Raw genomic sequence first — 23,788 nt, 5'->3', positions numbered from 1 at the left:
CCTAGGTGTGATGTCCGGGGAGGTTGGTCAGCCGGGTGATGGGTGGCTGGCCTGCGGGGGCGGAGTGGGCTCGGTGGTGATTGTAGAAATGGATCCAGCCGGGTAGGGCGGTTCGGCGTTGGGTTTCTGAGGTGTAGTGGCGTGCGTAGGCCCAGCCGTCGGCGAGTGTGCGGTGGAAGCGTTCGATCTTGCCGTTGGTCTGGGGCCGGTAAGGACGCGTGCGTTTGTGCCGGATGCCGAGTTCGGTGCAGGCGTCTCGCCAGGCGTGGGACTTGTAGCAGGCGCCGTTGTCGGACAGGACTCGCTCGACGGTCACTCCGCGGTCGGTGAACCAGGCGACGGCTCGTCTTAGGACCGCGATGGCCGTGGCCGCGGTTTCGTCGGTGTGGATTTCGGCGTAGGCGACGCGGGAGTGGTCGTCGATCACGGTGTGCAGGACCGCGGTGCCGACGGCGGGCCGGTAGTGGGCGTGGCGCCGGCCGGTGCGGGTGGCGGTGGCCTCGCGGTTGCGTTTGCCTTGCTGGCGGCCGACGAAGCGGTGTCCGCCGCCGTCGGGGATGTTGCCGAACTTGGTGACGTCGACGTGGATCAGCGAACCGGGATGCGGGTGTTCGTAGCGGCGTAACGGTTCGGCGGTGACGCGGTCGATGTGGGACAGGCGGTTGATTCGGCAGCGGACCAGGACGGCGTGCACGGTCGAGGCCGCGATTCCGGGCTGGCCCGCGATCTGGACCGGTCCCAGCCGATGCCTCCATCGCAGGGTCACGATTCGCCGCACGACAGGTTCGGTGGTGCGGGCCGGGCTGTGGTGCGGGCGGGAACTCCGGTCGGTCATGCCCGCCGGGCCTTCGTCGCGGTAGCGCTGGGCCCATTTCCGGGCGGTTCTCTCGGCGACCATGAACATCTTCGCCGCCTCGGCCGGGCGCCAGTTCTGTTCGACGATCAGACGTGCCAGTCGTAACCGGGTGCGTGGGGTCAGCGTCGCGTTAGGGTGGGACACGAAGGCCTCCAGGCCGTGAAGCGGTTCCTCAGCAGTTCCACTTCACACCCGGAGGCCTTCACCTGTCTTCACGACAGGCCATCACATCCGGAACAACGTCCCTGGACATCACACCTAGACCTTCGGAACGGCCCGGTCGATGATCGAGGCGAAGTCGGTGGACCTGGGGAGCGTGCCGAACGCGACTCCCCAGTCCCCGCCGAGCCGTGACGCGAGGAACGCGTCCGCCACCGCGGGGTGCCCGTGTTTCACCAGCAGGGCACCCTGCAGGACCAGCGCCATCTTCTCGACGACCCGGCGCGCCTGCGACTCGTCCACATCGGACAGCGCGGTGCCGAGCTCGTTCAGGGCCTTGTCGACGCGCCGGTCGACCCCGGTGACGACGGAGAGGAACTCCTGCACCGACTCGGGTTCCTTCTTCATCGCGCGCAGCACGTCCAGCGCGGCGACGTTGCCCGACCCCTCCCAGATCGACATCAACGGCGACTCCCGGAACAGCCTCGGCATGCCGCTGTCCTCGATGTACCCGTTGCCGCCCAGGCACTCCAACGCCTCGGCGGCGTGCGCCGGGCCGCGCTTGCAGACCCAGTACTTGGTGACCGCCAGGCCGAGCCGGGGCCGGTGCTCGGCCAGCCACATCGCGCTGGTGGTGGCCGCCTCGGACTCGATCGCGAGGTCCGCCAGCACGTTGCGCATGGCGGGCTGGTCGACCAGGTAGCTGCCGAACGCCTTGCGGTGCGCGGCGTGGTGGGCGGCCTGCCGCAGCCCGAGCCGCATGCCCGCGGCCGTGCCGAGGATGCAGTCGAGGCGGGTCATGTTGACCATCTCGATGATGGTCCGGACGCCGCGGCCCTCGTCGCCGACGCGGTGGGCGAACGCCTCGTCGTACTCGATCTCGGCGGACGCGTTCGACTTGTTGCCGAGCTTGTCCTTCAGGCGCTGCAGGAAGAACCGGTTGCGCGTGCCGTCCGGCAGGACTCTCGGCACCAGGAAGCACGTCAGTCCGCCGGGGGCCTGCGCGAGGGTCAGGAACACGTCCGACATCGGCGCCGACGTGAACCACTTGTGGCCGGTGAGCACGTACCCGTCGGCGACCGGCCTGGCGACCGTCGTGTTCGCGCGGACGTCCGAACCGCCCTGCTTCTCGGTCATCGACATGCCGGCGATCAGGCCGCTCTTGGACAGTGGCGCGCGCAGCCCGAAGTCGTAGTTCCGAGCAGTGAGAAGAGGTTCGTAACTTCCGGCCAGTTCCGGCGCGACGCGCAAAGCGGGCACCGACGCGTAAGTCATCGAAATCGGGCATCCGTGGCCGGCCTCGACCTGGGACCACACGTAGAACCTGGCGGCGCGCTGCAAATGCGCACCGTCGACATAGGCGTGCAAACCGTGCGTAACGGCAACGTCCATCAGGTGGTGCCAGGCAGGGTGGAACTCGACCTCGTCGATCCGGTTCCCATACCGGTCGTGCGTGTGCAGCACCGGCGGGAAAGCGTTTGCGAGGCGGCCGTGCTCCTGCCACTCGTGGCTCCCGGCGAGCCTGCCGAGGGAGTGCAACTCACTGTCGTCGACCCAGCTGAGCAGGGCGGGGTCGTCCGCGACGTCGTGACCGCTCAGTGGCGGGACCTGGTTGGTCACCTCGTGCGTAGCCATGCCCCGCACGTTACTACTCGCAAGTAACTTTCGGCAGGGTGCGGCAGAAGATCGCTCGCCCATTCGGGCTTTTGGGCGCGACAACGGCGGTGACGAGGAATAACGTCGTTCTTGTGAGTGACCATGGGCACAACTCGGCCGTGGCTGCGCTGAGCGCGCAGTACGCCGCGATGCGCGAAGGTGCGCCGGTGCGGCTCGCGAAGAAGACGTCGAACCTCTTCCGCTTCCGGGCGGACCAGACGGGCGGGCTCGACGTCGGCAGGTTCGACCAGGTCCTCTCCGTGGACCCGGTCGGACGCACCGCACAGGTGCAGGGCATGACCACCTACGAGAACCTCGTCGCCGCGACACTTCCCCACGGCCTCATGCCGTTGGTGGTGCCGCAGCTCAAGACCATCACCCTCGGCGGTGCGGTGGCAGGGCTCGGCATCGAGTCCACGTCCTTCCGCAACGGACTGCCGCACGAGTCCGTGCGGGAGCTGGAGATCCTCACCGGCGACGGCGAGGTCGTCGTCGCCAAGCCGGACGACGACCTGTTCCGCGCGTTCCCCAACTCCTACGGCACGCTCGGGTACGCGCTGCGACTGGAGATCGAGCTGGAGCCGGTGCGCCAGTACGTCCGGCTGCGGCACGTCCCGTTCGGATCCTTCGAGGAGTGCGCCGCCGTCATCGAGGAGGTCTGCGAGGACGGGTCGGCGGACTTCGTCGACGGCACGGTCTTCTCGCGGGGTGAGATGTACCTGACGCTGGGGCACTACGTCGACATCGCGCCCTACACGTCGGACTACACCGGCAACGACATCTACTACCGGTCCATCCAGAAGCGCCGCACGGACCACCTCACGATCCACGACTACCTGTGGCGCTGGGACACCGACTGGTTCTGGTGCTCGCGGGCGTTCGGCGCGCAGAACCCGGTCGTCCGCCGCCTGTGGCCGAAGCGCTACCTGCGTTCGGACGTGTACCGGCGTTTGGTCGCGAAGCACCGGCGGTTGAGGCCGCGCGTGGACGTCGAACCGGTGATCCAGGACGTGGAGATCCCGGTCGCCGGCCTCGCCGACTTCCTCGACTTCTTCGACCGGGAGATCGGCATCGCGCCGGTCTGGCTCTGCCCGGTCCGCCTGCGGGACACCACGGGCTGGCCGCTGTACCCGATGGACGCGGACACGTTGTACGTGAACGTCGGCTTCTGGTCGGAGGTCCCGGTCCGGCCGGGGGAGAAGATGGGTGACCGCAACCGGCTGATCGAGCGCGAGGTGGCGCGGCTGGGCGGCCACAAGTCGCTGTACTCGGACTCGTACTACACCGAGGACGAGTTCTGGCGGCACTACAACGGTTCGCACTACCGGTCCGTGAAGGCCCGGTACGACCAGACGAACCGCCTGCCTGATCTGTACGCCAAGTGTGTCAGGGGACGATGAATGCGGTTGGCCTCCATTTTCCAGCGCATCACGGGTGGCAACGACGTCAACTTCAAGGCCTACGACGGCAGTGCCGCCGGGCCTGACTCCGCTCCGGTCTCGATCGACATCAGGACCCCGGAAGCCCTGTCCTACCTGGCTTCCGCGCCGGGCGAGCTCGGGCTCGCCCGTGCCTACGTGACCGGTCATCTCGAGATACTCGGCGACGTGCACGCCGGTCTCTCCCAGCTCTCCGACTTCTCCCTGCGCGCACTGCCCGTGCTGCAACGGGTCGAGCTGCTCCGGTTCCTCGGCCGGATCCGCCTGGCGCACAAGGTCGTCCCTCCGCCGCAGGAGACGCGACTGCACGGCCTGCGGCACTCGAAGGCCCGCGACTCGCAGGCGATCGCCCACCACTACGACGTCTCGAACCAGTTCTACGAATGGGTCCTCGGCCCGTCGATGGCCTACACCTGTGCGGTGTACCCGACGGCGGAGTCCACTTTGGAGGAAGCCCAGTTCGAGAAGCACGACCTCGTCGCCCGCAAGCTGGGGCTGAAGTCCGGCATGAAGCTGCTGGACGTCGGCTGCGGCTGGGGTGGCATGGTCATGCACGCCGCCCGCGAGTACGGCGTGCGGGCCATCGGCGTCACGTTGTCGCGCAACCAGGCCGAGTACGCGCAGAAGGCCATCGTCGAGGCCGGGCTCTCGGACCTCGCCGAGGTGCGCCACCTCGACTACCGCGACGTGCGGGAGACGGGCTTCGACGCGGTGTCGTCCATCGGCCTCACCGAGCACATCGGCAAGGCGCAGCTCCCGGCGTACTTCTCGTCGCTGTACCGCAAGCTCAAGCCCGGCGGCCGGCTGCTGAACCACTGCATCACCCGGCCGGACAACAAGCAGAAGGCGCTGTCCGGCCCGTTCATCAACCGGTACGTGTTCCCGGACGGCGAACTGGTCGGGCCGGGACACCTCGTCTCGCAGATGCACGACGCCGGGTTCGAGGTGCGGCACGAGGAGAACATCCGCGAGCACTACGCCCTGACCCTGGCAGCGTGGGGCCGCAACCTCGAGGCCCACTGGGACGAGGCCGTGGAGGAGGTCGGGGAGGCACGCGCTCGGGTGTGGAGGCTGTACCTGGCGGCCTCGCGGCTCGGGTTCGACCGCAACAACATCCAGCTGCACCAGATCCTCGGGGTGAAGCTGGACGGGACGACGTCGCACATGCCGTTGCGCCCGGACTGGCTGTCCTGATCTTCGGCAGACGTGAAGTCATCGGTTCGGCAAATCTAAAGAGTGATCTTCGGCAGATGTAAAGTCTAATGTTCGGCAGATCTGAACCGAGCGGTACGATGGGGTAGTGCGAGAGGGCATCGACTACCGGCCGCGACGTGCGGCGGAGCGGGTGAACGACGCAATGTCGGACACCCGCGTCATCGTGTTGAACGGCGCTCGTCAGGTCGGCAAGAGCACCCTTGCCGAGAAGGTGCTGCGGGAGCACGGAGGTGTGGCCCGCCTCTTGGACGAATGCACGACCCGTGCGGCTGCCGCGGCGGATCCGTCCGCGTTCGTCCGGCACGACGGGTTGATGCTGATCGACGAGGTCCAGCGGGTACCGGATCTCTGGCTCGAGATCAAGCACGTGGTGGACCACGACCAGCGGCCGGGGCAGTTCCTGCTCACCGGATCCGCCCGGCTGCTGGCGCTGCGCAGTCTGCCGGACGCCCTGCCGGGACGTTCGGAGACAGTGGAGCTGTGGCCGTTCTCCCAAGGGGAGATCGAGGGCACACCTGACGGTTTCGTGGACGCCGCTTTCGCCGAAGGTGCCGGTCTCCGTGCCGGAACCGGGGAGCTGAGGAAGAAGGACTACCTGGCTCGAGCCTGCAGAGGTGGCTACCCCGAAGCGTTGCGGAGGGAGAGCCCGCGTCGTCGTGCCCGGTTCTTCAACGACTACCTCGCCGACCTGATCGCGCGTGACGTGAAGCAGGTCGCGGACATCGAACGAGCCGGTGACATGCGCAAGCTCATGTCACTGCTGGCGGCGCAGACCACCGGTCTGCTGAGCTTCAACCGGTTGTCCAACGACCTGGAGGTGACCGCCCCGACAGCGCGGCGATACGTGGAGATCCTGGAGACGATCTACCTCGTGCGCACGGTTCCGGCCTGGTCCGCCAATGCCACGACGCGTGCTCTGGCGACCCCGAAGGTGTTCTTCGTCGACTCCGGGATCGCCGCGCACCTGGGTGCCGGAGAGGGCCCGCTGCTGGAGAACTTCGTGCTCGGTGAACTCGCACGGCAGTTGACGTGGTCGGAGACGTTCGCATCACTGCACCACTACCGCGACCGCGACCAGTACGAGGTCGACGCCGTCCTGGAGGACAACACCGGACGCGTGATCGGCATCGAGGTCAAGGCCGCGGAGTCCGTCCGTGCTGACGACTTCCGCGGCCTGCGTCTGTTGCAACGGCGGCTCGGTGACAGGTTCCTCGCCGGTTTCGTGCTCTACAGCGGTGAACATTCGGAGAGTTTCGGCGACGGCATGACCTGCCTGCCGATCTCCGCGCTCTGGACCTGCTAGTGGTGTGGCGCAGAAGGTTTCCGGGGGAATTCGCGGTCAGACGGGTGCCGCGAGGCGCCCTGCTGAGCGTGGATCACCTCGCCGACCTTCTGGGACGCGCCACTAGCTCAGTTCGCCCACGATCTGCTTGGCCGTGTTGGACGGGATCGCGAACCCGATGCCCACGCTCCCGGCCTCCCCGCTGCTCGACGCCGGCGAGTAGATCGCCGAGTTGATCCCGATCAGCTCACCGGCCGCGTTCACCAGCGCACCGCCGGAGTTGCCGGGGTTGATCGACGCGTCGGTCTGGATCGCCTGGTACGACACGGCGGACGAGCGGCGCGTCTCGCCCGGCACGGTCACCTTGCGGTCCAGCGCGGACACGATGCCGGTCGTCACGGTGCCCTGCAGGCCGGACGGCGAGCCGATGGCCATCACCGCGTCACCGACCTTCACCGAACCCGAGTCCGCCCACTTGATCGGCGTGAGGTCCGAGGCGCCGGAGACCTGGAGCACGGCGAGGTCCGAGGAGGGGTCGGCGTTGACGACGGTGGCGGGGAGTTCGCGGCCGTCGTTGAACTTCACCGTGATCTGGCCGCCCGCCGAGGCGATGACGTGGTTGTTGGTGAGGATCTTGCCGTCGGCCGACAGGACCACGCCGGAGCCGAGGCCGTTGCCGACGTTCACCTGCACCACCGAGGGCAGCACCTCCGAGGCGACGGCGCTCCAGTCCAGAGTGGACGTGTTGGAGATCGTCGACGCGGAGACGGAGGACGAGACGGGGGTGTCGTCCGGCGAGGCGATCACCGCTCCGGTGACGCCGCCGAACAGGCCGGCGACGAGTGCCGCGGCCGTCAGCATCGGGGCCGTCCGACGCCAGAACTTCGGCGCGGCGACGGCGGGCTGCGGTTCCACCAGTGACCCGCTCATCGCGGGGAAGCTCTGCTCGGTCATGACTCCACGATGGACCCCGACCTTGTGAGCAACCTGTGGTGAAACCCTCGAAAACCCTGATAAGAACCAGCTGAGAAGAATCAGCTGAGAAGCAGCTCGGTGGTCTCGGCGACCGACAGCGCCGGACCGAAGTGCGGGCCCTGCGCGCCCGTCACGCCCAGCTCCGCCAGCCGCTGCGCCTCGGCGGCGGTCCGCACGCCGTCGGCGTACAGCGGCAGCCTCAGCATCGCCGCCCACTTCAGCAGGGCGACGGCGGCGCGTTCCTCGATCCGGAGCGCGTCGGAGGCGAAGGCGTGGGCGACGGCGCTGTTGAACTTCACGCCGCTCCACGGCAGCACGCGCAGCCGGGTGACGCGGACGTTGCCCCCGCTCACCTGGTCGACCACCAGCCCGACGCCGCGCTCGGTGAGGATCGTGAGCTCGTCGAGCTGCTCTTCGTTCAGCAACGTCGGCACGTGCTCGTGCAGTTCGAAGCGCAGCAACGACGCGGGCAGGCCGGTGCGGTCGAGGACGCGCAGGACCTCGGCGACGAGCTCGGGTTCCTGGCACAGCCGCAGCGGCAGGTCGATCGTCAGCACCGGTGTGCGGGGACCCAGTTCCGCGTGCCAGGAGCTCACCTGCGCGCACGCTTCCTCGAGCGCCCACCGGACGAGCCGGACGATCATGCCGTTGTTCGTCGCCTCGCCCAGGAACACCTCCGGGCACAGCACGCCCTGCTCCGGGTGGTCCCAGACGATCTTGGCCTCCAGGGCGAGCACCGACCCCTGGGCCAGCGAGCGCAGCGGCAGGTAGTCGACGCGGAACTGGCCCTCCTCCAACGCGCCGGGGATCGACGCGGCGAGCGCGTACCTCTCCCGGTCGCGCTGGTCGCGTTCCTTGTCGTACAACGCCCACTGCGCCTTGCCGTCGCGCTTGGCCCAGGCGACCGTCACGTCCGCCGCGCGCAGCAGGTCCACCGCGTCACCGCCGCGGGCCGCCCGCACGACGACGCCGACGCTGGTCGTGACGCCGACGCCGTGGCCGCCGATCCACGTCGGCTCCTCCAGGCGCGCGGTGAACGCGTCGACCAGTGCGATCACCGAGGCGGTGTCGCGCGGGTCCTTGATCAGGACGCCGAACTCGTCCTCGCCGATGCGCGCGATCCTGCCGACGTCCTCGGTGAAGACCTCGCGCAGGTGCGCCGCGACGTGCATCAGCACCCGGTTGCCCACGTCGTGGCCGAAGGCGTCGTTCAGGCCGCGGAACCCGTCGACGTCGACCTGGACCAGCGCGAGCGTGTCCGGGCCCTTCGACCCGGCCGCGCCCTCCAGCCAGCCGAGGAACTGCGCGCGGTTCGGCAGGCCCGTGTGCATGTCGTTGAGGCTCTGCCGCAGCAGTTGCGACTGGAGCGCGCGCATCTCGTTCACGTTCTCGACCATCGTGACGAGGTACGGCGGTGTGCCGTCCTCCTCGCGCACCACCGAGATGGCCATGTGCGCCTGGATCGTCTCGCCGTCGCTGCGGACCATCCGCTTCTCGACGCGGACGTTGTCGTGCTCGGACGCGATCAGCTGCCTGGTCAGCTGCCGCAGGGCCTCCCGGTCGTCCGGGTGCACCAGGTCGCGGCCGCTCATCCGGCGCACGTCCTCGTGCTTGTGGTCGAGCATCGCGAGCAACGCCTCGTTGACGTCGATGATCTCGCCCTTGAGGTCGCTCACGACGATCCCGAACGCGGAGCTGGAGAAGATCGCCCGGAACTTGGCCTCGCTCGCCCTGACCGCGCTCTCGGCCCGGCGCATCGTGTTGATCGCGGCCGTGCGGCTGATCTCCTGCTGGGCGAGCGTGCGGTCGCGCAGCCCCTCGGCGTACCCGGAGGCGAGCGCGGCCAGTTGCGCCGGCGTGACCTCCGCGTGCTCACCGAGGTACGTGATCGACCGCTCCAGCGTCGCCGCGGAGATGAAGTCGTGCTCCACCATCGACCGGCCCACCTGCCGGGCCTCGGCCACGCCACCACCGAGCAGCTGCTCGACGTAGCCGGCGAGCAGTTGCCCGAGCTTCTCGCGCGTGAAGTTCGCGACGAGGGTGTTGGAGATCGCCGCCGCCCACTGCCCGACGGACTCGCGGATGTCGACCATGGTCATTCAGCTCAGGTGGCCATTCGTGGAGACCGGGTGATCTGCTGGCAGGTCAGGCCGACAAGCTTACTGACCGGTCAGGGCCTGTCCAACCGAACCGCGAATCCCGGCCAGGAATCGGCGCATCGGACACGAATTCACTCGTTTGAACTAATGAATCGCCTTGCTGAAGGCCAGCGGGCCAATTGTCAGGGGGTCTGTACCAACGTCGAACAACGGGGTGTAACCGGTCGCCAGGTACAGCTCTTTCGCCTCCGGCTGGCGCGGCCCGGTGGTCAGGTAGATCCTGGTGTACCCAAACGTTCTGGCCTCGTTCTCGAGTTCGACGAGCACCCGCCGCGCCAATCCGCGCCGGCGGTGCTGGGAATGCGTCCAGATGCGCTTCATCTCGGCCGTTTCCTCGTCGAAACGCATGAAAGCACCACCCGCGACGGCCACTCCGCCTTCCATCAGGAGGAGGAACTGTCCGTTCGGCGGTTCGAACACGTCCGCCGGTCGTTGCATCTCCTCTGCGCCCAATGGTCCGTAGCGAGACGTGTATTCGTACGTGAGTTCGGCGACCAATGGCGCCGCTTCCGGATCCGACTGCCGGACGCGGCGCACCTCGAGCGTCGTCATGCGGCCTTGGCCCGGTCTCGCTTCGCCACTTCCTCGCGCACGATCGGGATCACGTACCGGCCGAAGTCGATCGCGTCGTCGAGCAGGTCGTAGCCGCGGGCCGAGAGGATGTCGACGCCGAGGTCGTAGTAGTCGAGCAACGCCTGCGCGACCGTCTCCGGCGTCCCGACCAGCGCGTTCGAGTTGCCCGCGCCGCCCGTCGCCTTCGCGGTGGGCGTCCACAGGGCCCGGTCGAACCGCTCGCCGCGCTCCGCCACCGCCAGCAGCCGCTGGGAGCCCGTGTTCTCCGGGTTGGTCAGCGAGTGCCGGCGGCTCAACGGCCCGTTCGCCTTGCGCGCCTCGATCCGCTCGACCGTCCGGTACGCCTTCTCCCAGGCCAGTTCCTCGGTCGGCGCGATGATCGGCCGGAACGCGACCTGGATCCGCGGCACGTCCGTGCGGCCCGCGTCCTTCGCCGCCTGCTTCACCGACTCGATCTGCTGCGCGGTCTCGGCCAGCGGCTCGCCCCACAGACAGAAGATGTCCGCCTCGGCGCCGCCCGCCGCGTAGGCCGCGGGGGAGGAGCCGCCGAACGACACGTTCGGGCGCGGCTGCTGCACGGGGAACACGTCGCTCACGAAGTCCGCGAAGTGGTAGTGCTCGCCGTCGTGGTCGAACGCGGACCTGCTGGTCCAGGCCTTCTTGACGATCTGGATGTACTCGCGGGTGCGGGAGTAGCGCTCGTCCTTGGTCAGGTAGTCGCCCTCGCGCTGCTGCTCGTGGTCGGTGCCGCCGGTGATGAAGTGCACGGTCAGCCGGCCGTCGCTGATCTGGTCGAGCGTCGCGAACGTCTTGGCGGCGAACGTCGGGTAGGACACGTTCGGCCGGTGCGCCAGCAGGATCTGCAGCTTGTCGAGCTTGCTGGCGAGGTACGCGGCCGCCGCGGACGGCTCCGGCGCGCCCGACCCGTACGCGAACAGCACGCGGTCCCAGCCGTGCTCCTCGTGGGCCCTCGCGAGCCTGAGCGTGTAGTCCTTGTCGAACGCGCCGCTGGACGAGCGCGGGTTCGTCTCCGACCCGTCGTTCGTGGCGGCGATCCCGAGAAACTCGACTGGCATGACCGATTCCCCAGAACTGGTAGTGGGAGTGGGGTGCGTTGAGGGAGACGCCCAACGAGTGCACACCTCGGGATCGACAGGTGCAACGACGTCCACAGAGCGGGATTTGTTTGCACACGCGGGGTACCGTGGTGGTGTTCGCGTTGAGGGGCGCGGCTTGGTTCTCGTTGCCCTCCAACGGAAAGACGCGCATGCGCTCACTCGTCGTGATCGGTGGCGGCCCCCGTGCCGCCGGCCTGCTGGAACGCATCGCCGCCCAGTCGCCCGCGCTGCCGCTGGCCGTGCACGTCGTCGACCCGTTCCCGCCGGGTGCGGGCCGGGTGTGGCGGCACGCCCAGTCCCCGTTGCTGCGCATGAACTCCATGGCCGAGGACGTCACGGTCTTCACCGACTCGTCCTTCGACGGCGAGGGCCCGATCCGTCCCGGCCCGTCGCTCGCGGAGTGGACCGACGTCGACCCGGTGTCGTTCCCGTCACGTCAGGTGCAGAGCCGGTACCTCGAGTGGTTCTTCGACCACGTGAGGAAATCTCTGCCTCCGAACATCTCTGTGACCGTGCATCGGGCCACGGCGCTCAAGGTCGTCGGCAACTGGGTGTGGCTCGACAACGGCACGTCGTTGCAGGGCGACGTCGTGGTGCTCGCGCTGGGACACCTCGACGCCGACCCCGAACCCGAGCACCGCAAGCTCGCCGAGCACGCGTCGGAGCACGGCCTGGTCTACGTGCCGCCGTTGTACTCGGCCGACGCCGACCTGTCGGCGGTGCACGGGGACGTCGTGCTGCGCGGGTTCGGGCTCGCGTTCATCGACCTGATGGTGCTGCTGACCGAGGGCCGCGGCGGCCGGTACGTGCGTGGCCCCGAGGGCCTGACCTACGTGCCCTCCGGCGCCGAACCGACGCTGTACGTGGGTTCCCGGCGTGGTGTGCCGTACCACTCGAAGACCGGGTACCGGTTGCAGGGAACGCGTCCCGCGCTGCCGCACTTCTTCGTCGCGAGCGAGTTGCAGGGGCAGGAACTCGATTTCCGCGCCGACGTGTGGCCGTTGATGGCCAAGGAGATCGCGTGGGGCCACTACCACGAGCTGTTCACCGGTCACCCCGGTCTCGTGCGGATGCCGTTCGTGGAGTTCGCCGCGTCGTTCACCGCTTTGCCTTGGTACAGCGACGAAATGCGCGAGCTGGAGGAGCTCGCGGTCCCCGATCCGGCCGACCGCGTCGACTTCGAACGCCTCGACCGCCCGCTGGCCGGCGTGACGTTCAGGACCGCCGAGGAGTTCCAGGAGCACCTGCGCGCGTACGTCGAGGCGGACATCGCCCGGCGCTCAGATCCGCGCTACAGCGCCGATCTGGGTGCGTTCCTCGCGTTGCTCTCGGTCTACGGCCAGCTGGCGGGGCTCATGCCGTTCGACGGCTGGTGGCACGGGTACTTCAGCTACCTCGCGTCGGGCCCGCCGCCGGACCGGCTGGAGGAGCTGCTCGCGTTGTCGCGCGCGGGGATCGTGCGGTTCCTCGGCGCCGACATGTGGGTCGAGGCGGAGGACGACGCCTTCGTGGCCGGCAGCGCGACGACTCCGGACGTGGTGCGCGCCAACGGGTTGATCGAGGCGCGCCTGCCGACGCACTCGTTGTCGCGCACGGCGGACCCGGTGCTGCGGTCGTTGCGCGCGGTCGGTGACATCTCCGAGGACGCCGCCGGGCTCGTGCGGGTCTCGCCGGTGGGCCGGCTGGTCAAGGAGAACGGCGACGAGGACCCCGTCCGGTTCGCCGTCGGGCCTTACACGACGGGCAAGGCGTACGCGGCGTTCGCGCGGCCGAACACGAACGCCCCGGCGTTCCGCCAGAACGACCTCCTGGCGAGGGAGATCCTGAAGGTCCTAGGCGACTGAGGTGTAGCGCCCCTGGTGCCGCACCAGGGGCGCGGCGATGTCGGTGTGCGTGATGTCGAGCGGCTCGCCGACCAGCGCGACGTGGTCGCCGACCGCGATCCGCCGGGAGGTCCTGCAGCGCAACCGGACCGGCGCGTCCAGCAGCCGCGGCACGCCGTGGTCGTCCTCCTGCCACCGCGTGCCCGGTCCGAACCTGTCGACGCCCTTGGTCGCGAACAGGTCCGCCAGCGCGGTCTGCGTGGCGTCGAGCAGGTGCACGGCGAACAGGGGAGCGGTCCGCAGCACGGGCCACACCGACGCGCCCTCGCCGATCCAGACGACGACCAGCGGCGGCTCGAAGCTCACCGACGTGAACGAGGAGACCGTGGTGCCGACCGGACCTTCGGCACCGGTGGCCGTGACGATCGTGACGGCCTGGGCGTGGTGCTTGAGCGCGTTGCGCAGCTGTTCCTTCATCGCAGCACCTTCAGTGCTTCCAGGTCGAACGTCGTGGCGTCGGCGGGCAGCGCGGACTCGTTGAGGAACAACGCCTGCGGCACCACGGCGCCCAGCTCGGCGAGCACCGGACGCAGGTGCACCTCCACAGCCAGCGCGTGCTTGTCGGCGGCCGCGATCTGCAGCGGGACGACGACCTTGCCCTTGAGCCAGCCCGGCGGTGCCTGGTCCAGCACGGCCTTGAGCAGCCCGGTGTACGCGGCCTTGTAGGTCGGCGTAGCCACCACGAGGAAGTCGGCCTGGCCGAGCGACTGCAGTGCCGCCTTGATCGTGTCCGGTTCGGTGAACACGGCGGGCGCCAGCTCCGCCGCGTCGACGACGGGCCCTGCGACGGGCACGCCCAGCGTCGCGGCGAGTGCCTCGCGCAGGGCCAGGGCCGCCTGCAGCGTGCGGGAGGCGGGCCGCGGGTTGCCGACCAGAACACCGATCTGCGTCATGCCTCCCAGCACAGCCACAAGCTCGGGGACCGTCAACCCGCGTCCACCACGCGAGAACTACTTGACGGCCTCCGCCGCCGAACGCCCGGCCACCCGCCCGGAGAACAGGCAGCCGCCGAGGAACGTGCCCTCGAGCGCCCGGTAGCCGTGCACGCCACCGCCGCCGAACCCGGCGGCCTCACCGGCGGCGTACAGGCCCGGCAGCACCTCGCCGGACGTGTCGAGCACCCGCGACGACAGGTCGGTGTGCAGACCGCCCAGCGTCTTGCGGGTGATCACCGAGAGCCGCACCGCGATCAGCGGACCGGCCTTCGGGTCGAGCAGCCGGTGCGGCTCGACGACGCGGATCAGCTTGTCCGTCAGGAAGTTGCGGGTCTGGCGGATCGCGTTGATCTGCATGTCCTTGCTCAGCCCCGCGGTGACCTGGCGGTCGCGCTCGACGATCGTCTTCTCGAGCTCCGCCGCGTCGATCCTGCTGTCGCCGATCAGCGCGTTCATGCCGCGGGCCAGGTCCGCGACCGTGCCGGCCTGGATGAACTCCTTGGACTTCTGGGCGAACGCCTCGACCGGCGCGACCGCACCCGGAAGCGCGCGCTTGAGCACGGCCCTGGTGTCCTTGCCCGTCAGGTCGGGGTTCTGCTCGGAGCCCGACAGCGCGAACTCCTTGCCGATGATCCTCTTGTTCAGCACGAACCACGAGTGCTCGTGGCCGTGTGTGGTGATGTGCTGCAACGCACCCAGCGCGTCGAAGCCCGGGAACAGCGGGATCGGCAGCCGCTTGCCGTCCGCGTCGAGCCACAGCGGCGACGGGCCGGGCAGGATGCGGATGCCGTGCCGCGACCACACCGGGGCGTAGTTCGCGATGCCCTCGGGGTAGTGCCACATGCGGTCGGCGTTGATGATCGCGCCGCCGGCCTTCTGCGTGATCTCCATCATCGAGCCGTCCACGAAGTCCGGCACGCCGGAGAGCATGAACTTGGGCGGCGTGCCCATCCGCTCGGGCCAGTTCCTGCGCACCAGGTCGTGGTTCCCGCCGATGCCACCGGACGTGACGACGACGGCCTGGGCGCTCAGCGAGAACTCACCGACGGCGGTGCGCGAGCTCGGTTCCGCGCGGGCGACCGAGGACGGCTCCAGCACCTCGCCGGACACGCCGTCGCACACGCCGTTGGTGACGTTGATGCCCGTGACCTTGTGGCGGAACTTCAGCGTCACGAGCCCCTTCGCCACGCCCTCGCGGACCCGGCGCTCGAACGGCTCGACGATGCCGGGCCCGGTGCCCCACGTGACGTGGAAGCGCGGCACCGAGTTGCCGTGCCCGTCCGCCAGGTAGCCGCCGCGCTCCGCCCACTGCACGAGCGGGAACCAGCGCACCCCCATGTTGTGCAACCAGGAGCGCTTCTCGCCGGCGGCGAAGTCCACATAGGCCTGTGCCCACAACCGGGGCCAGTGGTCCTCGTCGCGGTCGAACGCGGCCGAGCCCATCCAGTCCTGCAACGCCAGGTCGTGCGAGTCCTTGACCCGAAGCCTGCGCTGCTCCGGGGTGTCGACCAGGAACAACCCGCCGAACGACCACCACGCCTGGCCGCCGATCGACGCCTCCGGCTCCTGGTCGAGGAGGATGACCTTGCGACCCGCGTCGGCGAGTTCTGCGGTCGCGACGAGACCTGCGAGGCCCGCGCCGACGACGATGACATCCGCGTCATGTGCCATCGGGTGAGTCTAGAGCGACCCCTGGTCACTCACGAGACCTGAGTCAATTTCACTTTTGGGGAGGTCGTCGGAGGAGCTGGTCGCGTTCTGCGAGCGCCACGACCAGCACCGCCTCTGAGGGTGCCGCCGACCGCCACTACCGGTGAGGGGGGTTACCGGAGTGCCGGCCGACGGCGGGTCGACCGCTGCGCGAGCACGCGACGCCTGCGGAAGGACTGGTCCGACCTGGGGGTGTCAGACAGTCCCGGCGTGCAGCTCCAGCGCGAGCGGCCAACCACTTGTTGAACGTACAACCGGACCGTCGTGTTCCGGTCGCCTTTCACTGTGACCAGGCTCAATTCCTTCAGGTTTCCTTCAGGTTCGCTCGGGTAGCTCACCACGTGTGACAGCCCGGATGCCGACCATCACGAGCCTCGCCGACCTGGTGGGGCTCATCGGCGACGACGTCTACGTGCGCTGGTCCAAGGGCCCGGACGCCGACGCCGCCTCCACCTCGCGCGACTCGCTGACCGGAGTGGAGCTGCCGGGCCTGTCGGCGAGCCCGCTGCGCATCGAGCCGTGGTGGGACGACCGCTCGCACGAGCTGTGGGTGGCGCGCCGCCTGTTCGACTACCGCCACCTGCGCGACCTGCGCGGCCCGGACGTCCGCGCCTGGGTGCTGCGGGGCGAGGAGGTGGGCCGCGGTCCCGACAACGAGCCGCTGGTCCGGTGCCGGGAACCACTCGCCTGGGTGGACGACGAGGCGTTGCGGGAGTGCGTCGAGCTGGTCGGCGCCCAGCAGTCCGACGAGTGGGGGCCGCTGGACCGGTCTAGCTCAGGTCGTTGAGCTTGCGTTCCGCCGCCTTGCGGGCCTTCTCCGCGCCGGACGTGACCCGCTTGGCGTCCTCCAGCCGCTCCGCGGCCCGGTCGAACGCCCGCTGCGCCGCCAGCTGGTCCGCCTGCGCCTCCCCGAGGGCCTGCTCGGCCTCGTCCAGCGCCTGCTGCGCCTCGGCCCGCTTGCGCTCCTCCCGCTCCCGCCGCTTGCGGGCGAGCGCGTCCTCGCCGTCCTGCGCGGGTTCGGGCTCCGGCAGCGCGAACCCGAACCCGGAGTACTCGAGCGCCTTCGTGAGGTGCCCGTCGCGCACCTGCTCGGCGGACTCGGGGTCGGCCATCGCGGCCGTCAGCGTGTTGCGGACCTGCGTGACGGCGTCGTCCGCCAACGGCCCCGTCAGCTCCAGCGTGCGGTAGACCAGGGCCTCCATGAGCTCCTTGCGCCGCCGGCCGAGCTCCCGCATGGTCAGCTTCGCCGTGGAGAGCCCCAGCGCCTCCTCCAGGCTCTCGGGGGCGTCCCGGACGAGCTTGTTGACGGCCCAGGCGCCCACGGTGGGCTTGCGGAGGTCGGCGATGGCCTTCGCGAGGTCCTTGTCGCCGGCCTGCTTGGCGGCGGCGTTGCGGGCCGCGGTGAAGTCCTTCGGGGGCAGCCCGTAGAGCTCGTCGGCGACCGGCTTCAGGTCCATGGGCGCAAGGTAGCGCCTGACCGGCCCTCAGTCCTGCCGAACGATCCGGAGAGCCCCCTCGGCCGCGGTGACGACCAGGTGGTCCGGTCCGAGCAGGTCGGTGCCGATGGCGCGCACGACGAGCAACAGGCTCCGGGCCAGGTCGGGCTCACCGTTGAGGAACAGCGCCGACCCGAGCTTGCCCGCGGCGAACAGGGTGGCGGGGTGGCCGGGGCCGGCCGTGCCCCGGTAGGCGTCCCAGACCTCCTCGCACAACCGCCGTGCGTCGGCGAACCGCCCGAGTGCGCCGCACGCGTCGCTGAGCAGCGACTGCGTGTAGAGCGCCTCCGGTCTCACGTCGAGCGACCGCTCCAGCACGACGACCGCCTCCGCGGCGCGCCCTGTGAGCGTGTAGGCGGCCCCGAGGTCGTCCAGCGCGCCGAAGTGCTCGGCCTCGACCGGTTCGCCCCGCCACGGTTCCAGCGCCTGTTCCAGCACGGACACGGCCTCCTCCGCCCGGCCTTTCCTGACGCTGTGCTGGGCGAGGACCCTCGCCGAGCCGAGCGCGAGCGGGTGGTCGGTGCCGTGCACCTCACGACTGGTGACGAGGTCGATCCGCAACCGGGGCAGCAGGTCCGCCTGCCCGACCACCGAGGCGACCTGGCGGGCGGCGAGGAGGAAGTCCTCGTCGTCGCCGAGCCGTGCGAGCCCCTCGGCGTACACCTCCTCCGCGATCACACCGGCCTCATCGAAGCGCGCGGTGCTGCCCAGGTGCCCCGCTTCCCACAGCCGCAGGAGCAGCACGTTCTTGGACATCTGCCGCTCGTCGGTGTTGGCCCACAGCGCCTCGACCTGTCGGACGAGCTCGTCGCCGTCGAAGTCCACGCGGTGCAGGAGCAGACCGGCGGCGAGCGCCACCCAGTCGCCCTGGTCGCGGACCACGCGCTGCACCAGCCGGTGCATGCGCACCGACGAGTCACCGGCGAACTCCACCAGCGACGCCTCGTGCAGGTCCAGCAGTTCGTCGTCGTCGCCCAGCAGGTCCCTCGGCACGCCGTCCGGTGACAGCACGGACAGGACCCGCACGAGTTCGCTGTCCCGGAACGGTTCCAGCGCCATCAGGATCGCGGTGGCGGCGCCGATCGGGTACGGGTCGCCGTCGCGCCGGACCAGGTGCTCCGCCGCCGGGAACTCCCGGAACCTCTCCAGGTACCTCGCGTAGTCCCAGCGGGCCCTTTTGATGCGCGCCGCCGCCTGCGCGAGGGCCAGCGGCAGGTGACCGAGTTCCGCGGCCAGTTCGGTGGCGTCACCGTCGAGACCCGTGGCGTGACGCAGGAAGCGCGCCGCGACTTCGGGCGTGAACACCTCGACCGGGACGTCACGCCCGAGCTGCGACCCGCGCGCGGTGGTGGTGATCACCACCTGGCACGTGCTCACGGACGGCAGGTGCGGCCGCACCGCGTCCAGCGACACCACGTTGTCGAACACCAGCAGAGCGCGTCCGGATCGCGTCCGCAGGTGGTTGCGCACTCTCGCCAGGGTGATCTCGGTGCCGTCCTCGGGCCGGTACAGGCCCAGCCGGTCGGCCAGCTCGACCAACCCGGCGGCGAGCTGCCCCGCGGTTTCGGCGCCGATCCACGCCACCAGCCACCCGTCGTGCACCCGCTGCCGCGCGTAGGCCGCCGCCAGCTGCGTCTTGCCGACTCCGCGCTGCCCGGTCACGACGCACACGGGCTCGTTCAACGAATCGAGGCCCTCAGGCGTCTGGAAGGTGAGCGGCTCGTGCGGGAGCAACCCGGTGACCACCTGGTCGTCGCGCTCGGGAGGCACGGCGGGCAGACCGCGGAACTCCGGGTTCAGCGGCACCCCGCCGCCGTGATTCGGCACCGAACAATGCTAAGCGCCCGAATCGGGTACACAGGAGGGAGACATGCACACCAGGTGGAGATGGGTTCTGTTCGGCCTCGGCATCGCCGTGGCCGCTATCGGTCCGCTCGCGGCCAAGGACGGCCCCTGGTACGCGTACCTCTTCGGCGGCCTGTGGTTCCTCATGGGCGCGACGGTCGCGTGGCGGACCTTCAACCTCGGCACGAAGCTCACGGCCGAGGGCCTCACGTCGCACGGGCTCGACCACCAGACGACCGTCGAGTGGTGCGACGTCCAGGGGTTCGAACCGAAGCGCAGCCGGAACCTGGTGCTGTTCCACACGATCACGCCGGCGGCGCAGTTGCGGCGCGGAACGCACGTGCTGACGGAGCTGAGCCTGCTCTCGATCAAAAAGGACTTCGTGCCGCGGCGGACCGCGCAGCAGGTGACGGAACTCGAGCAGGCGCTCGCGAAGCACCGCAAAACCTGCTCGGTGTGCGGAACCCAGCCCAAAGCGCTCGCGCCGCCGCAGGGGATCGTCGGACGGCTGCGCGCGAGATTGCGCGAGCTAATGGGCGGAAATGGCGACCGGTCCATCGCTCGGTGACGGGATTCGTTACACGGCAACGACGTTCACCGTTGACACAGCCTTGACATTCCCCTCCATCAGCTCTTGACTGGAGGGAGGTTGCTCGTTCCACGGCGTAAATGAAACGCGCAGCACTAAAAGTGCGCCCTTTCAAGCCTCTGAACAGTCCAATGTGGAACCAACAATTGCTCTGTTCCGACGATTGCCCCTCGCGAGGCGAAGAGATGTGCTTCGGAGCACTCTTTACCCCACGAAGGGCACATGCGCCGTGAAGAACTGGAGACGCCGCACCGGCACGGTCTTGCTGACCGCGGTGCTGGGCACTACCGGGTTCGGCTTCGCCGCCACCCCTGCCATCGCGCAGAACGCATCTCAGCAACAGCAGCCGGCCGCTGACAAGCAGCTGGACAAGCAGGACCGCGCGCTCGTCGAGAAGGCCGCCCAGGAGGGCAAGCCGACCGTCGACCTGCTGGTCGCCGCCGAGGACGGCAAGACCGACGCCGCGGTCAACGACCTCAAGGCGCTCGGCGCCACGGTCCAGAAGACCGAGAAGGACGTCGACTACGTCAAGGTGACCATCCCGCGCGAGAACGCGGAGAAGGCCGCCAAGCTGGCCTCGGTCAGCACCGTGGACGTCGACGGGCTCGTCGCCCTCGACAACCCGCGCCCCGAGGGCATGGAGAACCCGGCCCCGCAGAAGGCGCCGGACGCGAAGACGCCGCGCACGAACCCGTACATGCCGACGCAGGACACGCAGGCGGCGCAGTTCGCCACCGCGCACCCGAAGTGGGACGGCCGCGGCACCACCATCGCGGTGATCGACTCCGGCATCGACCTCGACACGCCGGCCCTGCAGACGACCAGCACCGGTGAGCGCAAGATCATCGACTGGTACAACGCGAACGCCACGAACTCCGGCGACGGCACCTGGGTCACCATGACCAAGACCGGCCGCACCGGCACGTTCGTCGAGGGCGGCAAGACCTACAAGGCGCCCGCCACCGGTGGTCCCTACTCGTTCGGTCTCTTCAGCGAGACCGCGGGCGACCTGAACCTCTCCAACAGCGAGACCGGCGGCGACATCAACCGCGACGGCGACCGCACGGACTCGTTCGGTGTCATCCAGGACATCACGACGAAGGAAGTCTTCGTCGACACCGACGGTGACGGCGACTTCACCAACAACAAGCGCATGATCGACTACAAGGTCAAGCAGGACGTCGGCTTCTTCGGCACCGACAACCCCGCGACCGCCGTCGTCGACCGCGTCGCGTTCGTCGTGCAGACCGACCGCTCGATCTACGACAACGCGGGCACGCCGTACGTCAACCTGGGCATCTCGGGCGCGGCGCACGGCACGCACGTCGCCGGCATCACCGCCGCCCACAAGATGTTCGACGGCAAGATGGCCGGTGCCGCGCCGGGCGCGAAGCTCATCGCCATCAAGGCCTGCCTCACCACGCCGTCCTGCACGAGCTCCGGTCTCATCGACGGTGTCCTCTACGCCGCGCGCAACGGCGCCGACGTCGTGAACATCTCCATCGGTGGCCTTCCGGCCCTCAACGACGGCAACAACGCCCGTGCCGAGCTCTACAACCGCACGATCAACGAGTACAACGTCCAGCTGTTCATCTCGGCGGGCAACTCGGGCGCGGGCGCCAACACCGTCGGCGACCCGTCGGTCGCCACGGACGCGGTGAGCGTCGGCTCGTACATCACCAAGGAGACCTGGCTCTCCAACTACGGCTCGAAGACCGCGCAGAAGCAGAACCTGCACGGCTTCTCGTCGCGCGGCCCGCGTGAGGACGGCGGCTTCAAGCCGAACATCGTCGCGCCCGGCTCGGCGATCTCCACCACGCCGCGCTGGCAGAACGGTGGCCCGGTGGCGGGCACCTACGCCCTCCCGCCCGGCTACTCGCAGTTCAACGGCACGTCGATGGCCGCCCCGCAGGCGACCGGTGCCGCCGCGCTGCTCGTGAGCGCGTACAAGGCCACGCACAACGGCCAGCGCCCGACCAGCGCCGAGCTGCGCTACGCGATCCAGCGCAGCGCGAACTACGTCGACAGCCTCGGTGCCTACGAGCAGGGCGCGGGTCTGTTCAACACCAACGCCGCGTGGAAGCTGCTGGACAAGCACGCCGTGCCGGACCAGGTCACCACGTCCGTCCCGGTCAACACCGTCCTCGCCGGCCTGCTGGCCACCCCGGGCGTCGGTGTCGGCATCCACGACCGCGAAGGCGTGGCGGCGGGCCAGGAGTACACCCGCACCTACACGCTGACCCGCACCACGGGTCACCAGGACGAGACCTACAACGTGTCCTGGAAGGGCAACGACGGCACGTTCTCCGCGGCCAAGAAGGTCAAGCTGCCGCTGAACACGCCGGTCCAGTTCCCGGTCAAGGTCAAGGCGAAGACCTCGGGTGCGCACAGCGCCGTCCTGCAGCTCGACAACCCGGAGACGCCCGGCGTCGACGTGCAGACCCTGAACACCGTGTTCGCGGCGGAGAACTTCAGCGCCGCCAACAAGTTCTCGGTCACGAAGTCCGGCAAGATCGCGCGCAACCAGTCGACCAGCCTCTTCGTGAACGTGCCCAAGGGCACGACCGCCCTGAAGGTCGACCTGACCGGCGGCGGCGCCGAGGCCGGCAAGGGCCAGGTCCGCTTCCTGCGCTACACCCCGCAGGGCGTCGGCTTCGACGTCAACTCGTCGACCAACTGCTACAACCCCGACGCGGGTGCCGGTTGTGCCGGTGGCTCGCCGACCAGCCGCACGGTGGCCAGCCCGATGGCCGGTGTGTGGGAGATCGTGATCGAGGCCCGTCGCACCTCCGACGCCGCCGAGGCGCCGTACTCGGTGACCGCGTCGGTGCTCGGCACGACCATCAGCCCGAACCCGGACGTCATCCCGTCCGCGGCGCTGGGTGCCCCGGTCGAGCGCGCCTACACCGTCACGAACACGCAGGCCAGCTTCAACGGCCGGCTCGCGGCGGGTGCGGTCGGCAGCGCCAAGACGGCCCGCCCGAGCATCGCGAACCTCGCGCAGCAGCAGTACCCGATCACCGTCGCGCCCGGCTCGACGAGGCTCACCGTCACGATCGGCAACCCCGCCGACCAGGGCGCCGACCTCGACCTGCTGGTCTACAACTGCACGTCGGGCAGCTGCGTGCTCGCCGGTCAGTCGGCGGACGCGGACTCCGAGGAGTCCGTGACCATCACCAACCCGGCCGCGGGCAACTGGGTCGCCCTGGTGGACGGCTACGCGGTGCCCGCGGGCACCACGGAGTACGACTACTTCGACGTCTTCACCTCGGCCGGTCTCGGCACGCTCACCGTGACCGACACCAACGCCGACCGCGCCGCCGGTGCGACGTGGAACGCGACGGGCGTCATCACGCCGCTGGGCCAGCCCGGTGCCGGCCGCGTGCTGCGCGGTGAGCTCGAGGTCCGCACGGCCGACAACACCGTCGTCGGTACCGGCGCGGTGATCGTCCAGGCGGTCAGCTAGTCGTTCGGCACCACCCGGTAGTACCCGCTAGTGCGCAGAAAGCCCCAGGACCCACGACGTCCTGGGGCTTTCTACGGTTCTGGCAGCCTGTTGTTCAGGGGCTCGTCCAAGTCCACCTTGGACACACCCGTGATCAGATACGCGTCTTCCACCCTGTCGACCGGCATCTCGGCGCGCAGGTAGCCGATTCTGGGATCCCGCGACTCGACGGTCGCGCCCAGCACCGCCAGTGCCCGCTCGACCTCCTCGTCGCGTCCCGGCTGCACGGAGATCATGAGTGGCACTGTGAGGTGGCCGTCGCGCTTCGCCTGCTCGATCCGGTTCCTGTCCGGTTTCGCCGATGACACGACGGGGACCTCCGCGTTGGGCACGGCTGGGGACCCGTTCGTACCACAGCTACCGAGAGCCAGCGCGCAAAACGCGACGGCGAGC

The 23,788-nt window shown here is 69.3% G+C and carries 19 protein-coding genes; 7 read left to right on the top strand and 12 right to left on the bottom strand.

The annotated features are described in order from the left end of the window. Position 1: 1 nt before the first annotated feature. Positions 2–1,000 (bottom strand): IS481 family transposase, encoded by a 999-nt coding sequence (locus tag BMY74_RS29530; RefSeq protein WP_143091745.1) that lies wholly within the window; start codon positions 998–1,000, stop codon positions 2–4. A gap of 114 nt (positions 1,001–1,114) precedes the next feature. Further along, positions 1,115–2,650, bottom strand: coding sequence for an acyl-CoA dehydrogenase family protein (locus tag BMY74_RS29525; RefSeq protein ID WP_089921749.1), 1,536 nt, complete (start codon positions 2,648–2,650; stop codon positions 1,115–1,117). Between the two features lie 71 nt (positions 2,651–2,721). On the opposite strand from BMY74_RS29525, the gene BMY74_RS29520 reads away from it, so the two are divergent. From BMY74_RS29520 to BMY74_RS29510, 3 genes are all read left to right on the top strand, one after another. Further along, positions 2,722–4,071 carry an FAD-binding oxidoreductase gene (locus BMY74_RS29520; protein WP_425434867.1) on the top strand — a complete coding sequence of 450 codons (1,350 nt, stop codon included), beginning with the start codon at positions 2,722–2,724 and terminating at the stop codon, positions 4,069–4,071. After that, positions 4,072–5,304, top strand: coding sequence for an SAM-dependent methyltransferase (locus BMY74_RS29515; RefSeq protein ID WP_089921748.1), 1,233 nt, complete (start codon positions 4,072–4,074; stop codon positions 5,302–5,304). Positions 5,305–5,410: 106 nt separating this feature from the next. Beyond that, the gene (locus BMY74_RS29510) at positions 5,411–6,628 is read left to right on the top strand and encodes an ATP-binding protein (RefSeq protein ID WP_245786428.1); all 1,218 of its coding nucleotides are present in this window, start codon (positions 5,411–5,413) and stop codon (positions 6,626–6,628) included. Positions 6,629–6,730: 102 nt separating this feature from the next. On the opposite strand, the gene BMY74_RS29505 is transcribed toward BMY74_RS29510, so the two are convergent. The 4 genes from BMY74_RS29505 to BMY74_RS29490 all read right to left on the bottom strand — a co-directional run bounded on the left by BMY74_RS29505 (position 6,731) and on the right by BMY74_RS29490 (position 11,390). Continuing rightward, complete coding sequence (locus BMY74_RS29505; RefSeq protein ID WP_089921747.1) at positions 6,731–7,561, bottom strand: S1C family serine protease; 831 nt, start codon at positions 7,559–7,561, stop codon at positions 6,731–6,733. Positions 7,562–7,641: 80 nt separating this feature from the next. After that, positions 7,642–9,681: an EAL domain-containing protein gene (locus BMY74_RS29500; protein WP_089921746.1), complete on the bottom strand. Its 2,040-nt coding sequence runs from the start codon at positions 9,679–9,681 to the stop codon at positions 7,642–7,644. A gap of 144 nt (positions 9,682–9,825) precedes the next feature. Next, positions 9,826–10,293, bottom strand: coding sequence for a GNAT family N-acetyltransferase (locus BMY74_RS29495; protein ID WP_089921745.1), 468 nt, complete (start codon positions 10,291–10,293; stop codon positions 9,826–9,828). Next, entirely contained in the window at positions 10,290–11,390 is a 1,101-nt protein-coding gene (locus BMY74_RS29490) for an LLM class flavin-dependent oxidoreductase (RefSeq protein ID WP_089921744.1), read from the bottom strand. Before BMY74_RS29490 ends, BMY74_RS29495 begins: the two co-directional genes overlap by 4 nt. A 191-nt stretch (positions 11,391–11,581) precedes the next feature. Here BMY74_RS29490 and BMY74_RS29485 point away from each other — a divergent pair, with 191 nt between their 5' ends. Further along, positions 11,582–13,276, top strand: a complete 1,695-nt coding sequence (locus tag BMY74_RS29485; RefSeq protein ID WP_089921773.1) for an FAD/NAD(P)-binding protein — start codon at positions 11,582–11,584, stop codon at positions 13,274–13,276. Here the strand turns inward: BMY74_RS29485 and BMY74_RS29480 are convergent. The 3 genes from BMY74_RS29480 to BMY74_RS29470 are packed head-to-tail and all read right to left on the bottom strand — an operon-like array spanning position 13,265 to position 15,921. Continuing rightward, positions 13,265–13,732, bottom strand: a complete 468-nt coding sequence (locus BMY74_RS29480; protein WP_089921743.1) for a flavin reductase family protein — start codon at positions 13,730–13,732, stop codon at positions 13,265–13,267. The genes BMY74_RS29485 and BMY74_RS29480 overlap by 12 nt on opposite strands. Further along, the gene (locus tag BMY74_RS29475; protein WP_089921742.1) at positions 13,729–14,208 is read right to left on the bottom strand and encodes an NADPH-dependent FMN reductase; all 480 of its coding nucleotides are present in this window, start codon (positions 14,206–14,208) and stop codon (positions 13,729–13,731) included. The genes BMY74_RS29480 and BMY74_RS29475 overlap by 4 nt, the downstream gene beginning before the upstream one ends. A gap of 57 nt (positions 14,209–14,265) precedes the next feature. Next, a complete protein-coding gene (locus BMY74_RS29470; RefSeq protein ID WP_089921741.1) occupies positions 14,266–15,921 on the bottom strand; it encodes an FAD-binding dehydrogenase in 1,656 nt (551 codons plus the stop codon). Between the two features lie 382 nt (positions 15,922–16,303). Here BMY74_RS29470 and BMY74_RS29465 point away from each other — a divergent pair, with 382 nt between their 5' ends. Next, positions 16,304–16,747 (top strand): DUF6098 family protein, encoded by a 444-nt coding sequence (locus BMY74_RS29465; RefSeq protein WP_245786427.1) that lies wholly within the window; start codon positions 16,304–16,306, stop codon positions 16,745–16,747. Here the strand turns inward: BMY74_RS29465 and BMY74_RS29460 are convergent. Both BMY74_RS29460 and BMY74_RS29455 read right to left on the bottom strand, forming a co-directional pair. Beyond that, positions 16,731–17,417, bottom strand: a complete 687-nt coding sequence (locus tag BMY74_RS29460) for a hypothetical protein (RefSeq protein ID WP_089921739.1) — start codon at positions 17,415–17,417, stop codon at positions 16,731–16,733. The two genes, BMY74_RS29465 and BMY74_RS29460, sit on opposite strands and share 17 nt — an antisense overlap. A 27-nt stretch (positions 17,418–17,444) precedes the next feature. Next, on the bottom strand, positions 17,445–19,283 hold the full coding sequence (locus BMY74_RS29455) for a tetratricopeptide repeat protein (protein ID WP_143091744.1): 1,839 nt from the start codon (positions 19,281–19,283) through the stop codon (positions 17,445–17,447). Between the two features lie 43 nt (positions 19,284–19,326). Between BMY74_RS29455 and BMY74_RS29450 the strand changes: the two genes are divergently transcribed. Together BMY74_RS29450 and BMY74_RS29445 are read left to right on the top strand one after the other, a co-directional pair. Beyond that, positions 19,327–19,869 (top strand): hypothetical protein, encoded by a 543-nt coding sequence (locus BMY74_RS29450; protein WP_089921737.1) that lies wholly within the window; start codon positions 19,327–19,329, stop codon positions 19,867–19,869. Between the two features lie 250 nt (positions 19,870–20,119). Further along, positions 20,120–23,356, top strand: coding sequence for a S8 family serine peptidase (locus tag BMY74_RS29445; protein ID WP_089921736.1), 3,237 nt, complete (start codon positions 20,120–20,122; stop codon positions 23,354–23,356). Positions 23,357–23,427: 71 nt separating this feature from the next. Here BMY74_RS29445 and BMY74_RS29440 read toward each other — a convergent pair whose 3' ends face one another. After that, positions 23,428–23,631, bottom strand: coding sequence for a hypothetical protein (locus BMY74_RS29440; RefSeq protein WP_143091743.1), 204 nt, complete (start codon positions 23,629–23,631; stop codon positions 23,428–23,430). Between the last annotated feature and the right edge of the window lie 157 nt (positions 23,632–23,788).

Source organism: Lentzea albida (genome assembly GCF_900111005.1).
Lineage (GTDB): Bacteria > Actinomycetota > Actinomycetes > Mycobacteriales > Pseudonocardiaceae > Lentzea > Lentzea albida.
Note: the sequence above shows the minus strand (reverse complement) of the source record. Positions and strands in the feature narration are given on the sequence as shown.

Excerpts from the sequence above, each read along its gene's own strand:
- BMY74_RS29440 (WP_143091743.1), bottom strand. The coding sequence starts at position 23,631 with ATGATCTCCGTGCAGCCGGGACGCGACGAGGAGGTCGAGCGGGCACTG.
- BMY74_RS29485 (WP_089921773.1), top strand. The coding sequence starts at position 11,582 with ATGCGCTCACTCGTCGTGATCGGTGGCGGCCCCCGTGCCGCCGGCCTG.
- BMY74_RS29475 (WP_089921742.1), bottom strand. The coding sequence starts at position 14,208 with ATGACGCAGATCGGTGTTCTGGTCGGCAACCCGCGGCCCGCCTCCCGC.
- BMY74_RS29460 (WP_089921739.1), bottom strand. The coding sequence starts at position 17,417 with ATGGACCTGAAGCCGGTCGCCGACGAGCTCTACGGGCTGCCCCCGAAG.
- BMY74_RS29450 (WP_089921737.1), top strand. The coding sequence starts at position 19,327 with ATGCACACCAGGTGGAGATGGGTTCTGTTCGGCCTCGGCATCGCCGTG.
- BMY74_RS29470 (WP_089921741.1), bottom strand. The coding sequence starts at position 15,921 with ATGGCACATGACGCGGATGTCATCGTCGTCGGCGCGGGCCTCGCAGGT.
- BMY74_RS29495 (WP_089921745.1), bottom strand. The coding sequence starts at position 10,293 with ATGACGACGCTCGAGGTGCGCCGCGTCCGGCAGTCGGATCCGGAAGCG.
- BMY74_RS29480 (WP_089921743.1), bottom strand. The coding sequence starts at position 13,732 with ATGAAGGAACAGCTGCGCAACGCGCTCAAGCACCACGCCCAGGCCGTC.
- BMY74_RS29515 (WP_089921748.1), top strand. The coding sequence starts at position 4,072 with ATGCGGTTGGCCTCCATTTTCCAGCGCATCACGGGTGGCAACGACGTC.
- BMY74_RS29505 (WP_089921747.1), bottom strand. The coding sequence starts at position 7,561 with ATGACCGAGCAGAGCTTCCCCGCGATGAGCGGGTCACTGGTGGAACCG.
- BMY74_RS29525 (WP_089921749.1), bottom strand. The coding sequence starts at position 2,650 with ATGGCTACGCACGAGGTGACCAACCAGGTCCCGCCACTGAGCGGTCAC.
- BMY74_RS29500 (WP_089921746.1), bottom strand. The coding sequence starts at position 9,681 with ATGACCATGGTCGACATCCGCGAGTCCGTCGGGCAGTGGGCGGCGGCG.
- BMY74_RS29490 (WP_089921744.1), bottom strand. The coding sequence starts at position 11,390 with ATGCCAGTCGAGTTTCTCGGGATCGCCGCCACGAACGACGGGTCGGAG.